A 13,767-nucleotide genomic window follows, 5' to 3' on the forward strand; every position below is an offset into this window, starting at 1 on the left:
CCTCCGGGACGTGCGGCCTGGTCCGAGCCGGGGACTGCCCCCGGCCCGCGACCTGACGTTAGCACAGAGTCACAGAGGGTAGTTTGGGTTTTCCGGAACCGGGGAAGGCCGGATCAGTCCGCGGATTCGGGCCGGGCGGGTCCCCCGGGGAGCGGATCCCCGGGCTGTCCGAGTTCGCGCCGCCGCTGTTCGTCGTGGGTCCGGTCCTGTTCCCCGACCTCTTCCCCGACCTGCTCCGCGGCCTGTTCCCCACCCCGGGAGGAGGCGCGTGACCGGGGCCGGGAACGGGCGTCGCGGACCTGGTCGACGACGAACGCGCACAGCGCCAGCCACACCAGCGCGAAGCCCAGCCAGCGTGCGGGCGGCATCTCCTCGCCCTGCACCAACCAGCCGACGAAGAACATGATGACCGGGGCGATGTACTGGAGGATGCCGATGACGCTCAGGGGGACCTGGCGCGCGGCCACGCCGAACAGCAGCAGCGGCAGGGCGGTCACGAAACCGCTGCCGACCAGCAGGGCGGTGTGGCCCGGGGACACGGAGAACATGGTTCCCGCGCCGGTGGCCTCCAGGTGGACCACGAAGCCCAGCGCGGGCAGGAACATCACCATGGTCTCGACGGTCAGGCTCCGCACGCCGTCCAGGTCCACGTACTTCTTCACCGCGCCGTAGGCGGCGAAGGTGGCGGCCATGAGCAGCGCCAGCCACGGGGTCACGCCGTAGGCGACGGTCATCACGGCCACGGCCAGGACGCCCAGGCCGACCGCCGCCCACTGGAGGGCCCGCAGCCGTTCGGAGAACAGCAGCACCCCCAGACACACCGACATCAGCGGGTTGATGAAGTACGCGAGCGAGGCCTGGAGCGTCTGCTCGATGGAGACCGCGTAGATGAACCCCCACCAGTTGACGGAGATCAGCACCGCCGCTGCGGCCACCGGCAGCAGGCGGCGCGGGCTGCGCAGCACCGAGGGGAACCAGGACCAGCCCCGGCGGGTGACCAGGATGACGACGCACATCGCGAGCAGGGCCCACACCATGCGGTGGGCGAGGATCTCGCTGGGTTCGGAGGAGGAGAGGAGCGGCCAGTACAGGGCCGCCACACCCCAGAGGAGGAAGGCGGTCGCCCCGAGGACGACGCCACGCTTGGATTCCGGCACGTCAGCAATGGTAGGACGAATTGTCCGGAGTGTCTTCACCGCGGAAGCGGGCGCGCGCCGCGTCCGTCCACGGGTCCGATCGCGCCCGTGCGCCGGGCCGGGCCCGTGGATACCCTGGAAAACATGTTCGGGAGAAAGACGACCATGGTCGATCCAGCACGCGCCCTGCCCGGTCGGGACACCCCGATGGACGTGCCCTTCGGGCACACGGTGCTGGGCACCAGCCTCACTCCGCCCTACCCGGAGGGCAGCCAGATCGCCGACGTGGCGATGGGCTGCTTCTGGGGCGCCGAGCGCGTGTTCTGGCGCCTGGGCCCGGAGCGGGGGATCATCACGACCGCGGTGGGCTACGCGGGCGGCTACACGCCCAACCCGACCTACGAGGAGGTGTGCTCGGGCCTGACCGGTCACACCGAGGCGGTGCGCGTGGTGTTCGACCCCGAGCGCATCTCGTACGCGGAGATCCTCAAGGTGTTCTGGGAGGGCCACGACCCGACCCAGGGCATGCGCCAGGGCAACGACGTCGGCACCCAGTACCGGTCGGCGATCCTGTACCACGACGACGTCCAGCGGATCGCGGCCGAGGCCAGCCGCGACGCGTTCCAGCCGGTGCTCACCCGCGCGGGCTACGGGCCGATCACCACCGAGATCGCGCCGCTGCGGGAGTTCTACTTCGCCGAGGACTACCACCAGCAGTACCTGTCCGACGCCAAGAACCCCAACGGCTACTGCGGCATCGGCGGAACCGGCGCCAGCTGCCCGATCGGTGTGGCGCCCGCCGAGTGAGCGGGAGGTCCTCTCGGGACCGCGTCGGGGTGGCGGGGCCGCTCGGAGGCGCCCAGCGGGCGTGAGGGCCCCGGCCGCCCCGCGCGCCCGCTGTCGGCGGGGCCGGGGCGGCGCGAGCCCTTCCGCTACTTCACCGCGCCCGCCGACAGCCCGGACACGAGGTAGCGCTGCACCAGCATGAAGGCCACGACCACCGGCAGGGAGACGGTCACCGACGCGGCCAGCAGCTCGTTCCACAGGGTGTCGGTCTGGCTGGTGTAGAGCTCCAGCCCGATGGAGAGGGTGCGGGTCTCGGTGTCGGTGAGCACCGAGGCGAACAGCACCTCCCCCCAGGCGGTGATGAACGCGAACACCCCGACGGCGAGGATGCCCGGGCGGGCCACGGGGAGGATGACCCGCACCAGGGCGCCGATCCTGCCGGTGCCGTCGATCATCGCCGCCTCCTCCAGGCCCTCGGGGATGGCGCTGAAGTACCCGGCCAGCATCCAGATCGAGAACGGCAGGGCGAAGGTCAGATAGGTGATGATCAGCCCGGTGTAGGAGCCGGTGAACTCGATGCCGGTGAGGTCCTCCAGCCGCACGAAGATCAGGAAGAGCGGCAGCAGGAACAGGATGCCGGGAAACATCTGCGTCGAGAGCACCGTCATGCTGAACAGCCGCCTGCCGCGAAAGCGCAGCCGTGACAGCGGATAGGCGGCCAGCACCGCCACCACCAGTGCCAGGGCCGTCGCCGTGGTCGTGACGATCAGGCTGTTGGTGAGGTAGCGGGCCAACGGGATCGTCGTCCACATGTCCACGTACGGCTGGAGGGTGACGCGGTCCGGAAGCCAGGTGAACATCCCCCGGACGTTCTCCAGCGGCTTCACCGAGGTCACCACCAGCACGTACAGGGGCAGCACCGTGAACACGGTGAGGAAGGTCAGGACGATCCGCCGGAACCAGCGGAACCCGCGTGTCTCATGCATTGCCGCTCCCCTTGGGCAGCACCAGTCGGACGTAGACCGCCGACGCGATGACCAGCGCGACGAGCAGCAGCACGCTCATCGCGGCGCCCAGGCCGAAGTTCCAGTTGACGAAGGAGTGCTCGTAGATCAGCGGTGAGATCAGCCGCGCGCTCTCGGGCGAGGTGTCGCCGAAGAGCAGGAAGGGGATGTTGAACTCGTTGAACGTCCACAACGTCATGACGAGCAGCACGACCGCGTTCGCCGGGCGCACCATGGGCAGCGTGATGCCGGTGAACCGCCTCCAGGTCGAGGCGCCGTCGATGGCCGCGGCCTCGTACATGTCCTCGGGGATGCTCTGCAACGCCGCCAGCAGCATCAGGAACGCGAACGGCCACAGCCGCCACACCGACACGATCACCAGCACCCAGAAGGCGTTCTCGCCGATGAGCCAGAACGGGCGCTCGTCCAGCAGACCCAGATCCTCCACGAGCACCCGGTTGACCATGCCGTCGCGCTGGTTGAACATGAACGCCCAGATGATCGCGGCGACGTAGACCGGCAGGGCGTAGGGCACGAGGAACAGCGTGCGCAGCACGCCGCGTCCCCGGAACTTCGTGTTCAACGCGACGGCGGCGGCCATCCCCAGCACCCACGACACCCCCACCACCAGCACGGTGTAGACGGTGGTGCGGAACAGGCTCTCGAACAGGGCGCTGCCCAGGGCGTTTCCGGGGTCGAGGCCGCGGACGAAGTTCTCCAGGCCGACCAGCGGCGCCGTCGTCCAGCGCCGGATGGTCAGCTGCGTCAGCGAGGTGAACGCGATGTAGATCCCCAGGGCCATGGGGACGATATGGACCAGCAGCTCCAGTACCGCCGCGGGCAGCACCATGCCGTAGGGCAGGAACCACCCCGGGCGGCGCGGACGCCGCCTGCCCGGTTCCTCCACGGGGCCGGTCCGGGGCGGGGCCTCGACGGCGCCGGGCCCCTGTTCTTCTGTAGTCGACATCTAGCGCCTCCATCAGACGGCCGCCCCGCCGCGGGGACGGGGCGGCCGAAGGGCCGCACCGCCTAGTTCGCGGCGTCCATCTGGGTCTCGGCCGCCTCCATGGCCTGGCGGACGTCGGCCTCGGTGATCTCGTCTCCGGTCGCCACCCGGGCGAAGAGCCCGCCGATCGCCTCGCCGAGCACCGTCTCCATCTGGCCCTCCTCGGGGATCAGCGGCATCGGAGCGGAGTGCTCGGTCAGGATCGTGCGGAAGGTCTCCATGGACTCGCTCCGCAGCTCCTCGCTGTCGTAGGCCTCGGTGGCCACCGGCAGCGTCTGGAACTCCTGGGACAGGTACACCTGCTCCTCCGGGCTGGTCAGGTGCTCGACCAGCCGCAGAGCGCCCTCCTTGTCGTCGGTGTCGTTGAAGACGCTGATGTTGATCCCGGCCGCGTGGCTCTGGATGGGCTCGCCCGGCAGCGGGTCGAGCATCGGCACCTGGGCGACCTCGTAGTCCTCGAAACCGCGGGCGGCCATGCTGGTGCGGGCGCTGCCCTGCACGATGATCATGGCCGCGCGCCCGTCGACGAAGTCGCTGATGCCCTGGGTTCCGTCGCTGAACTCGGCGCTGCTGGGGTCGACGACCTCCTCCACGGCCATCAGGTCCACCCACTGCTTGACCGCGGCGACCTGCTCGTCGGAGGAGAAGGAGGGCCCGTCCTCGCCCCACAGCCGTCCGCCCTGCTGCTGGCCGAGGATGAAGGCCATGTGGGAGTTCTGCCGCTCGTTGCCGCCCTCCAGCACGAACCCGTACTGGTCGACGTCGCCGTCGTCGTCGGTGTCCCTGGTCAGCTCGTCCGCGGTGTCGACGAACTCGTCCCAGGTCGCGGGCGGTTCCTCGATGCCCGCCTCCTCGAACATGGTGGGGTTGTAGAACAGCGCGTAGGACAGCCCGTAGAGCGGCACCGACGTCGGCGTCTGGCCCTCGGCGCCGCCGGTGGCGAAGCTGGTGCCGACGAAGCGCCCCTCGCCGCCCACCGCCTCCAGGTCCGCGCCCTCGTAGGGCACGAAGGCGCCGGTCTCCTGGAGGCTGGCCGCCCAGGTGTTGCCGATGTTGAGCACGTCGGGGCCGTCGCCGCTGCTCACCGCGGTGAGGATGCGGTTGTACAGCTCGCTCCAGGGGATGACCTCCAGCTCGACCTCCACCCCGGTCTCCTCGGTGAAGCGGTCCAGCACGGGCTGGAGGACCTCCCGGTCCTCCTCCACGCTCGCTCCCTGGTTGCTGGCCCAGTAGGTCAGCGTCTGGTCACCGGAATCCTCGCCGGAACCGCAGCCGGTCAGTGCCGCGGCCAGTACCAGCGCCGTCGAGGCGGACAGGAGTGCTGTGGGGGGTGTCTTCACGGCCGTCTCCGTTTCTCTGTAGGCCATGTGAGCCCGTCGTCAGCGTCGGCGGTGACGGAGCGGGCGGATCGGACGCGCCCGTCGGTCCGTGGGCGGGAGCGTCGGGAACCGTGGGCCACGACCGTCGCTCTGCGTGACCTGATGATTAGGTAAACCGGTTTACCTCGGAAGTGTAGGCGAGATCACAGGAAGGCAGGAGGGGCAGTTGTGGAACCGTTACAAGCCTTGGATCGGCTGTCCGGACGACTTCCTCGGGCGGAGCTCACCGACGAGCACGGTCGACAGCGGCGGCTCCTGCCCCTTGAGCATGTCCAGCAGGATGCGGGCCCCGACACTGCCCAGCGCGCGGTGCCTGTTGCGGACGGTCGTCAGCGGCGGTGTGACGAACGAGGCCAGGGGGATGTCGTCGAACCCGGCCACCGCCATGTCGTCGGGGACGGTCAGACCCGCCTCCCCCAGCACGGAGTAACCGCCTATGGCCATGAGGTCGCTGCCGTAGAAGACGGCGGTGGGGCGTTCGACGGCGGGCCTGGCGAGGATGCGCTCCGTGGCCCGGGCCCCGCCCTCGATGGTGTAGCCGCCGTGCTCCTCCACGGGCCCCGGCTCCAGGCCGAACTCGCGCACGGCCTCCTCCCAGTGGCGCCGGCGCTGGTGCGCGTGCAGCATGTGGGGGTCGCCCTGGACGTGGGCGATGCGCCGGTGCCCCGCCTCGGCGAAGCAGCGCACCAGACCGCGGATCGCCTCCCTGGAGTCGTTGGTGACGGTGGGGAAGTCGGAGGAGCCCTCGGGCGCGCCCACCACCACGGCGGGCGCGCCCAGGCGGCGCAGCATCGCGGGACGGCCGTCGTCCGTCCGCAGGTCGGTGACCAGGAAGCCGTCGACGAAGTGGTCGTTGAACAGCCGCTCGTAGGTGGCGGCCTCGGTCCGCTCGTCGGGTACGAAGCGGATGACGGTGGCGTGCTCCTCGCCGGAGAGCACCGACTCGATACCGGACAGGAACGAGGGGAAGAACGCGTCGAAGTCGAGGATCTCGGGGGAGCGGCGCACGATCAGTCCGATGGTGCCCAGCGACTTGCCGTTGAGCGCGCGTGCGGCGTAACTCGGGTTCCAGCCCAGTTCGACCGCCGCCTGGCGGATGCGTTCACGGGTGCTGGCACTGGTGCCGGTACCGGTGTTCAACGCCCGGGACACGGCGCCCTTGCTCACACCCGCCCGGCGGGCGACGTCGCTGATCGTGGGGCGCTTGCGACCCGTGTTCCCGGTTGCCATGGTGACGATGGTAGTCCGCCGGGCTTCGGGGCCCGCGCCGCTAACGCCTGCTACCGCGGCCTCGGAGCGTTCCGGTACCGGGACGTGCTCCGGGGAGCGGTGCGGCCCCGCGACCGCGCCGAACGGCCAGGTCCGCCCGGCACGCGGCCTTCCTCGCACGCGGTCTCCCGGCACGCGGCCTTCCGACAGGTGGCCTCCCGGGGAAGAGCACTTCCCGGAAGCCGCCGGAGGCCGTCCGTACTAGGGTGTGCCGGTATGGACTGGACCCAGCGGCTCGGCTCCGTCAAGCGGTGGACCCGTGCCGGGGTTCGCGCCCCCCACAAGCCCCTCCTGCTGCTGTACGCGCTCGCGCACCACCAGCGGAACGGCAACGCGCCCATCGTCTACAGCGAGGCCGAGGCCCGGCTCGCGCGACTCCTGCGGGAGTTCGGCCCGGCGAAACCCACCAACCCCGGCTACCCCTTCCACCACCTGGAGACCGACGGGTTCTGGCGGGTCACCACGGTGGACGGCGAGGGGTCCCCGGGCTCGGCGGTGACCCTGCTGCGGGAGAAGGAGGCGCGGGGCAGGCTGGATCCCGACCTGGACGCGGCCCTGAGCGACGACCCCGGCCTGGCCGCCCGCATCGCCCGCCGTCTGCTCGACGACAACTTCGCCCCCTCGCTGCACGAGGGCATCATCGCCCTCACCGGACTCCGCGTGGGCCAGGGGCCGGTCCCCGCGCCGGGGGAGGGCGGCGTCCGCGACCCCCGGTTCCGGGAGACCGTGCTGACCGCCTACGAGCACCGGTGCGCGTTCTGCGGCTACGAGGGGCGGCTGGACGGCGTGTCGGTCGGGCTGGAGGCCGCCCACATCCGCTGGTGGTCGTACGACGGCCCCAACGACCTGGACAACGGCCTGTGCCTGTGCCCGACGCACCACCTGCTGTTCGACCGCGGCGTCCTCGGGCTCACCGGCGAACTCACCGTCGCGGTGTCCCCGCGCTTCGAGGCCCGCTCCCCCGCGGCCGAGACGGTCGTCCTCTCCCTCGCCGGACGCGACCTCGTCCGCCCGGCTCCGGGAAGCCCCGCCGTCGAACCCGCCCATGTCGCCTGGCACTCCAAGCAGGTCTTCCGCGTCGCCGCCTGAGGACCGCCGCCCCGACCGGCGCGTTCCGACCCCCGTGGCCCCCCTCTCCGAGCGCCTCGGAACGGGCTGGGACGTGACCCGGGTCACGCGCGTGTCAGGATTGTGTTAACACCCGCGTCACGTTCGGTCGTATTGTTCGTGCAACGCCCACCTGCGGGTTCGCCCGGCCGGGGCTTCCGCGTCCCCCGCCACGGCGCCTGGAGAACACATGATCACGTACCCCGCGCGCTTTCGACTGTCGCTCACCGGCTCCCTGTTCATCGGCTACGTGCTCCTGCTGGCACTGGCCCTGGCCGCCGTGGGCGCGCTGTGGGCCGTCCACATGGACCGGGCCACCGACCGCCACTACGCCGAGCGGGTCCTGAGCCTGGCCCGGTCCGTGGCCGTCATGCCCGAGGTCGTCGCGGGCCTGCAGTCCGCCGACCCGGCGGCCGAACTCGCCCCCCTGGCCGACCGGATCGACTCCGCCACCAGCACCGAGTTCGTGGTCATCGCCTCCCCGGAGGGGATCCGCTACTCGCACCCCGACGACGAACTCATCGGCCGCACCGTGTCCACCCCGCCCGGACCCGCCGCGCAGGGGCGGGAGTGGACCGGCGTGCAGGAGGGGACGCGGGGACGCACCGTGCGCGCCAAGGTCCCGGTGTTCTCCGGCGGCGGCTCGGTCAACGGCGGCGACGCGCGCGGCGAGGTGGTCGGCTACGTCTCCCTGGGCATCCTCGCCTCCAGCGCCGCCACCGAGGCCAGGGCCGCGGTCCCCGCCATACTGGGCACGGTGGCCGTGGTGCTGGTCCTGGGCGTGGCCGGCGCGTGGGCACTCTCCCGCCAGGTCCGCACCAAGACCCACGGACTCGAACCCGCCGACATCACCTCCCTGCTGGAGAGCCGCGAGGCCCTGCTGTACGCGGTCCGCGAGGGCGTGCTCGCCGTGGACGGCTCGGGCCGCCTCGTCCTGGCCAACCCGCCCGTCCGGGAGATGCTCGGCCTGCCCGAGGACGCCGAGGGCCGGGGCCTGGACGAACTCGGCCTGTCCGAGCGCGTCCGCGATATCGTCTCCGGCGCCGACCCCGGCGACGACCGCCTCCTCCTGGCGGGGCACCGCATCCTGGTCGCCAACCGGATGCCGGTCCACGTGCGCGGCCAGGACGCCGGGGCGGTCGTCACCTTCCGCGACCGCACCGAACTGGACCGGCTCACCGGCGAGCTCGACGGCGCGCGCACGGTCACCCGCGGCCTGCGCGCCCAGACCCACGAGTTCGCCAACCGGGTGCACACCATCGCCGGAATGCTCGAACTCGGCGCCCACGAGGAGGCCCGCGCCTACCTCGCCGACCTGTCCGCGACGCACAGCCGCACCAGCGCGGACATCTCCCGGCACGTCGGCGACTCCGCGCTGGCCGCGCTGACCATCGCCAAGTCCGCGCAGGCCTCCGAGCTGGGTGTGGACCTGCGGCTGTCCCCCCTCACCAGCGTCCCCGCGCTGGACAGGGAGGTGCGCTCCGACGCGCTGCTCGTCCTCGGCAACCTGGTCGACAACGCGCTCGACGCGGTGGCCTCGGCCCCGCACGGCTGGGTGGAGCTGATGGTGCGGCTGCACCGGGCCGAGGGCACCGACCTGCCCCACGACCTGCTGGAGATCCGGGTGACCGACTCCGGACACGGGGTGGCCGACGACGTGGCGGAGGAGATCTTCCGGCTCGGGTTCACCACCAAGGCGTCCCGGGACGGCGGCACGCGCGGGCTGGGCCTGGCGCTGGTCAAGCAGGTCTGCGAGGGAAGAGGGGGAAGCGTGGAGATGGAGGCGCCCGACGCCGACGAGGGCGCGGTGTTCACCGCCTGCCTGCCCCTGCCGGGGGCGCGGGCGCCGCAGGGGGCGGCCCGATGATCCGTGTGCTGGTCGTGGACGACGACGTGCGGGTGGCGCGCAACCACCAGGAGCTGGTGGAGTCGCTGCCCGGGTTCACCGTGGCGGGGGTCGCGCACACGGCCGCCGCCGCCCTCACCCAGATCCGGGGGCACCAGCCCGACCTGGTGCTGCTCGACCTGCACCTGCCCGACGCCTCGGGGATCTCGGTGATGCGCGCCCTGCGCGCCGCCGCCACCAGCGCCGCGCCCCAGCGGACGGACTTCCTGATGATCACCGCCGTGCGCGACATCGGCCAGGTGCGCTCGGCCATGCACGGCGGGGCGGTCCACTACCTGCTCAAGCCGTTCCCGCTCAGCGTGCTGCGCGACCAGCTGGAGCGCTACGCCGTGGCGCGCCGGAGGATGGACGCCGACGGGGAGGCCACCCAGCAGGAGGTGGACCGGCTGTTCGGGCTGCTGCGCCCGGCCGGGGGCCGATCGCTGCCCAAGGGGCTGACCCCGACCACCGTGGACCTGGTGGCGGGAGTGCTGCGGGAGGCGGAGGGGGACGTGTCGGCCTCGGAGGTGGCCGAGCGCGCCGGGGTGTCCCGGGTGACCGCGCGCCGCTACCTGGAACACCTGTGCGCGGTCGGCCGGGCCGAGCTGCGCATGCGCTACGGCTCGACGGGGCGCCCCGAACACCTCTACCGCTGGACGGCCTGAGCCTCCTCGGGTTCGCCGCCGATGTGCTTCCTCCACGCGCCTTCGGCCACCAACCAGTGCGGCACGAGCCTGAGGGGGAAAGGCGAATCGGTCTCGAAGACGTCCTCCCCGTGGACCTGGGTGATCTCCTGGTACTGGCCGTTTTCCAGGCGTAGCTCGACGAGCCCGACCTTGTCGGGGAGCGGATTGATGACCCAGTAGGAGGGGATGCCGAACGCCGCGTATTCGTGGCGCTTGGTGTGGTTGTCCCGTAGGACGCTTTCAGGGGAGACGATCTCCACGGCAAGAAGCGGGGGAACGTCGAAATAGCCCTGTGACGGCAACTCGCAGTCGAAGACTGCCAGGTCAGGGATACGGTGGTGAGTTCGCTCGGCGTTCAGGTCGATGCCGGGACCTTCACCGATCTCCAACGCGTCCGGAGCCACGGTACCGAGATGGAAACGCAGGCGGTAGGAAACGCGAGTATGCAGGGGTTTGGGGGCTGGCGACACGTCAAGCCGCCCGTCGACCAGCTCGTACCGCCGACCGTCGTCCGGCGTTTTCTCCAGGTCGTCCACGGTCAGGCGTCGTTCGGGTGCTTCCGGGTCCTGGTAGTCATGGCCAACATCATGCCTCCTCGTCTTCATGAGGGCCAGTATTCTGACGCACGCTCGGTCACCGGCGGGTTTCGCGGAGAAAGCCTCGCAAGGGTGTTCGAAACCCGGCCCTGCACCTGGCCCCTTACCCCCGGAAGTGTCGGTGGCCCGTGTCACACTCATCCCATGTTGGACCACCTCGGAATCCAGGTCAGCGACCCCGCGGCCAGCGCCGCCTTCTACGACGCGGTCCTCGCCCCGCTGGGCGCCCGCCGCGTCCTCGACTACGGCGAGAACGTCGGCTACGGCACGTCCGGACCCGACTTCTGGATCGGACCCGCGCCCGCACCCGGTGAGGCCCGCGAGTCGCACTTCGCCTTCACCGCGCCCGACCGGGCTGCGGTGGACGCCTTCTTCGCCGCCGCCGTCGAGGCGGGCGCGGAGGTGCTCCACGAGCCGAAGGTCTGGCCGGAGTACCACGAGCACTACTACGGCGCGTTCGTCCGCGACCCGGACGGCAACAACGTCGAGGCCGTCTCGCACGTGCCCGCCTGACCGGCCCGGCCAGGAACACGCCACCGCGCGGGCGGCCGCGGAGCCGGTCCTGCCGCCCGACCAAGCACGCCACCGGGACCCGGGCGACGGGAACGGCGGAGGCCTCCACGGGCCTCCGCCGTCCCAGCCGTCCCGAGGCTTCCTAGCGGGTGCCGACGGCGCGCCTGCCCGTGGCCGCCTCCGCCGCCGCGACCGCGCTGTTGAGCGACACCTCGCCCAGGAGGCCGGGCGCCGCCACCGCGTCACCCGCCAGGTAGACGCCGTCGCCCCGGTCCACGGCCGGGCGGTCCCGCCACGTGTACCCCGGCAGGTCCAGCGCGCCCGTGCGCCCGCGCGCCACCTGGTCGCGCCGCCACGTCACCCGCTCCCGCCATCCCGGCAGGGACAGGTCCAGGAACCGCTCCAGCCGCTCGGCGACCCGCGCCCGGGACTCACCCGGCCGCACCGGCAGCTGCGCCTGGACCAGCTCCTCGCCCCCGGGGGCGAGCGTGCGGTCCACCAGTGAGTAGCGCTCCAGGAAGCCGCACTCGTCGGCGTCGAAGACGATGAAGGGGTCCCGGCCGCGCCGCAGCCCCAGGTCCACCATGAGGGCGTGCCCGCTCTCCCACTCCAGTGAGTCGTCGCCGAGCAGCGCGCGGGCCGAGGCCAGCGACGTCGCGACGATGGTCGGGGTACCCGGGAGCGCGTCCACCCGCTCGCCGGTTCCCACGCGCACCCCCATCTCCCGCGCCCGTCCGGCCAACCGCTCCACCAGCGAGGACCAGCCGCCGACCAGGTACTTCGGTGAGGGCCAGCCGGGGTTGGTGACCCGCAGGAACCGCTCCCAGACGAACGCGGCCGACAACCGCGACGGGTCGGAGTCGAACAGCGCCACGCCCATCATGTTCGCGGCCACGCGCGCGGGCTCCGCGCCGAGCGCCTCCCGCGCCCACGAGCCGAAGTCCCGGTCGTGCGGAGCGCGCAGCCGCCGCCGCGCGGCGGCCCGGAGCAGGGCGACCGGCGGCGCTCCCACACGCCCCCGGTCGCGCACGCGCACCCGGGGCACGGCGCGCGCGGGGAAGGGCAGGTGGGGCGGGAGCAGGTCGCGTTCGGCCAGCCAGGAGAACAGCGGGCCGTCGCCGTACAGCACGTGCGGCCCCTCGTTGGCCGTGTACGGCGGTTCGGTGGAGCGCGCCCGCCCGCCCAGGGTCCGGTGCGCCTCCAGCAGGGTGACGTTCGCGCCCCTCTCGGCGCTGGCGATGGCCGCGGTCAGTCCGGCGAGCCCACCGCCCACAACGGTGATGTCCATGCCACTAGGACGGTTCGGGCGCCCGCAGACGTGACATCTTGTCGGGATTGACCACGAGGTACACGTGCCGCACACGGCCCTCGGCGGTGATGTCCAGGGACAGCAGCGCGACCACCCTGTCCCCGACGGAGACGACCGCCGCCGGTCCGCCGTTGACCTCGGTGACCGCCGACCGAGGCTCCTCCGTGCCGTCCAGGCCCGCGGAGTCGAGGAAGCGCTCCGCGTTGCGCGGCCGCGCCAGCACGGACAGGAACCGGCCGACCCTCGCCGCGCCCTCCAGGATCCGGTGGGGCGCCCTGGTCCGGCCGCCGCTGTCGCTGACCAGCGTGACGTCGTCGGCCAGCAGGCCGGTCAACCCCTCCAGGTCACCCTCCAGGCAGGCTCCCAGGAAGCGCTCGGTGATCCGCCGCCGCACGGCCCGGTCGGCCTCGAACCGCGGGCGCCTGTCGCGTACGTGCTCGCGCGCCCGCCGGGCGAGCTGGCGGGTGGCGGCCTCCTCCCGGCTGATCACCGCGCCGATCTCGGCGTAGGGCATCTGGAAGGCCTCGCGCAGTACGAAGACGGCGCGCTCCAGCGGGCTGAGGGTCTCCAGGACCACCAGCAGCGCGAACTCCACCGAGTCCGCGAGTTCGGCGTGCTCGGCCCCGCCGGGGACGTCGCTGACCGGTTCGGGCAGCCAGTCGCCCACGTAGGACTCCCGCCGGGACCGGACGCTGCGCAGCCGGTCGATGGCCAGCCGGGAGGTGACGGTGACCAGGTAGGCGCGCGGGTCCTCCACCGCGGCCGGATCGACGGAGGACCAGCGCAGCCAGGCCTCCTGGACGGCGTCCTCCGCGTCGGAGGCGCTGCCGAGGATGCGGTAGGCGACACCGGTCAGCAGGGAGCGGTGCTCTTCGAAGACATCGGTGGTCATGACAGGCAGACGTACCAGCTCCGGCCGTACGTGACATCCCCGGGCGCGGAACGGGTCCTCCCGGCCGGCGGACGGGGCGGCGGGGCCCGCGCGGGGAGATCCGCCGACCCACCCTCCCCGAAGGCGGGAGGAGGAGTGGCTGTAGCGTGGCGCGGTCAGAGCGCGGACGAGGAGGAGGCAGCCGCTGTGTACCGACTGC

13 protein-coding genes are annotated in these 13,767 nt (G+C 72.0%); 5 read left to right on the forward strand and 8 right to left on the reverse strand.

Annotated elements, in window-relative coordinates; all coding sequences use genetic code 11:
• Window positions 1-113 precede the first annotated feature (113 nt).
• Window positions 114-1,157, reverse strand: a complete 1,044-nt coding sequence (rarD, locus tag DQW06_RS01565; protein ID WP_071621215.1) for an EamA family transporter RarD — start codon at window positions 1,155-1,157, stop codon at window positions 114-116.
• A 123-nt stretch (window positions 1,158-1,280) separates the two neighbouring features.
• On the opposite strand from rarD, the gene msrA reads away from it, so the two are divergent.
• Window positions 1,281-1,943, forward strand: a complete 663-nt coding sequence (msrA, locus tag DQW06_RS01570) for a peptide-methionine (S)-S-oxide reductase MsrA (RefSeq protein WP_117197828.1) — start codon at window positions 1,281-1,283, stop codon at window positions 1,941-1,943.
• Window positions 1,944-2,068: 125 nt separating this feature from the next.
• Here the strand turns inward: msrA and DQW06_RS01575 are convergent, their stop codons facing one another.
• The 4 genes from DQW06_RS01575 to DQW06_RS01590 form a co-directional block, all read right to left on the reverse strand.
• Window positions 2,069-2,908, reverse strand: a complete 840-nt coding sequence (locus DQW06_RS01575) for a carbohydrate ABC transporter permease (RefSeq protein ID WP_013156060.1) — start codon at window positions 2,906-2,908, stop codon at window positions 2,069-2,071.
• Window positions 2,901-3,893, reverse strand: coding sequence for a carbohydrate ABC transporter permease (locus tag DQW06_RS01580; RefSeq protein ID WP_013156061.1), 993 nt, complete (start codon window positions 3,891-3,893; stop codon window positions 2,901-2,903). Before DQW06_RS01580 ends, DQW06_RS01575 begins: the two co-directional genes overlap by 8 nt.
• A 62-nt stretch (window positions 3,894-3,955) precedes the next feature.
• Window positions 3,956-5,272: an extracellular solute-binding protein gene (locus DQW06_RS01585; protein WP_083555182.1), complete on the reverse strand. Its 1,317-nt coding sequence runs from the start codon at window positions 5,270-5,272 to the stop codon at window positions 3,956-3,958.
• 216 nt (window positions 5,273-5,488) lie between these two features.
• Window positions 5,489-6,541: a LacI family DNA-binding transcriptional regulator gene (locus DQW06_RS01590; protein ID WP_117197829.1), complete on the reverse strand. Its 1,053-nt coding sequence runs from the start codon at window positions 6,539-6,541 to the stop codon at window positions 5,489-5,491.
• A 255-nt stretch (window positions 6,542-6,796) separates the two neighbouring features.
• On the opposite strand from DQW06_RS01590, the gene DQW06_RS01595 reads away from it, so the two are divergent.
• The 3 genes from DQW06_RS01595 (at window position 6,797) to DQW06_RS01605 (ending at window position 10,237) form a co-directional block, all read left to right on the forward strand.
• Window positions 6,797-7,669 (forward strand): phosphorothioated DNA-binding restriction endonuclease, encoded by an 873-nt coding sequence (locus DQW06_RS01595; protein ID WP_019610066.1) that lies wholly within the window; start codon window positions 6,797-6,799, stop codon window positions 7,667-7,669.
• 208 nt (window positions 7,670-7,877) lie between these two features.
• Window positions 7,878-9,554 (forward strand): sensor histidine kinase, encoded by a 1,677-nt coding sequence (locus DQW06_RS01600; protein WP_019610067.1) that lies wholly within the window; start codon window positions 7,878-7,880, stop codon window positions 9,552-9,554.
• Window positions 9,551-10,237 (forward strand): response regulator, encoded by a 687-nt coding sequence (locus DQW06_RS01605; RefSeq protein ID WP_013156066.1) that lies wholly within the window; start codon window positions 9,551-9,553, stop codon window positions 10,235-10,237. Before DQW06_RS01600 ends, DQW06_RS01605 begins: the two co-directional genes overlap by 4 nt.
• On the opposite strand, the gene DQW06_RS01610 is transcribed toward DQW06_RS01605, so the two are convergent.
• Window positions 10,219-10,863: a Uma2 family endonuclease gene (locus DQW06_RS01610; RefSeq protein WP_117197830.1), complete on the reverse strand. Its 645-nt coding sequence runs from the start codon at window positions 10,861-10,863 to the stop codon at window positions 10,219-10,221. The genes DQW06_RS01605 and DQW06_RS01610 overlap by 19 nt on opposite strands.
• Before the next feature lie 135 nt (window positions 10,864-10,998).
• Here DQW06_RS01610 and DQW06_RS01615 point away from each other — a divergent pair, with 135 nt between their 5' ends.
• Window positions 10,999-11,367, forward strand: coding sequence for a VOC family protein (locus DQW06_RS01615; protein ID WP_013156068.1), 369 nt, complete (start codon window positions 10,999-11,001; stop codon window positions 11,365-11,367).
• A gap of 142 nt (window positions 11,368-11,509) precedes the next feature.
• On the opposite strand, the gene DQW06_RS01620 is transcribed toward DQW06_RS01615, so the two are convergent.
• Together DQW06_RS01620 and sigJ are read right to left on the reverse strand one after the other, a co-directional pair.
• Window positions 11,510-12,655: an FAD-dependent oxidoreductase gene (locus tag DQW06_RS01620; RefSeq protein ID WP_117197831.1), complete on the reverse strand. Its 1,146-nt coding sequence runs from the start codon at window positions 12,653-12,655 to the stop codon at window positions 11,510-11,512.
• 4 nt (window positions 12,656-12,659) lie between these two features.
• Entirely contained in the window at window positions 12,660-13,568 is a 909-nt protein-coding gene (sigJ, locus tag DQW06_RS01625; RefSeq protein WP_117197832.1) for an RNA polymerase sigma factor SigJ, read from the reverse strand.
• Window positions 13,569-13,767: the final 199 nt, after the last annotated feature.

This window comes from Nocardiopsis sp. TNDT3, from assembly GCF_003427465.1.
In the GTDB taxonomy this organism is placed as follows: Bacteria; Actinomycetota; Actinomycetes; order Streptosporangiales; family Streptosporangiaceae; genus Nocardiopsis; species Nocardiopsis dassonvillei.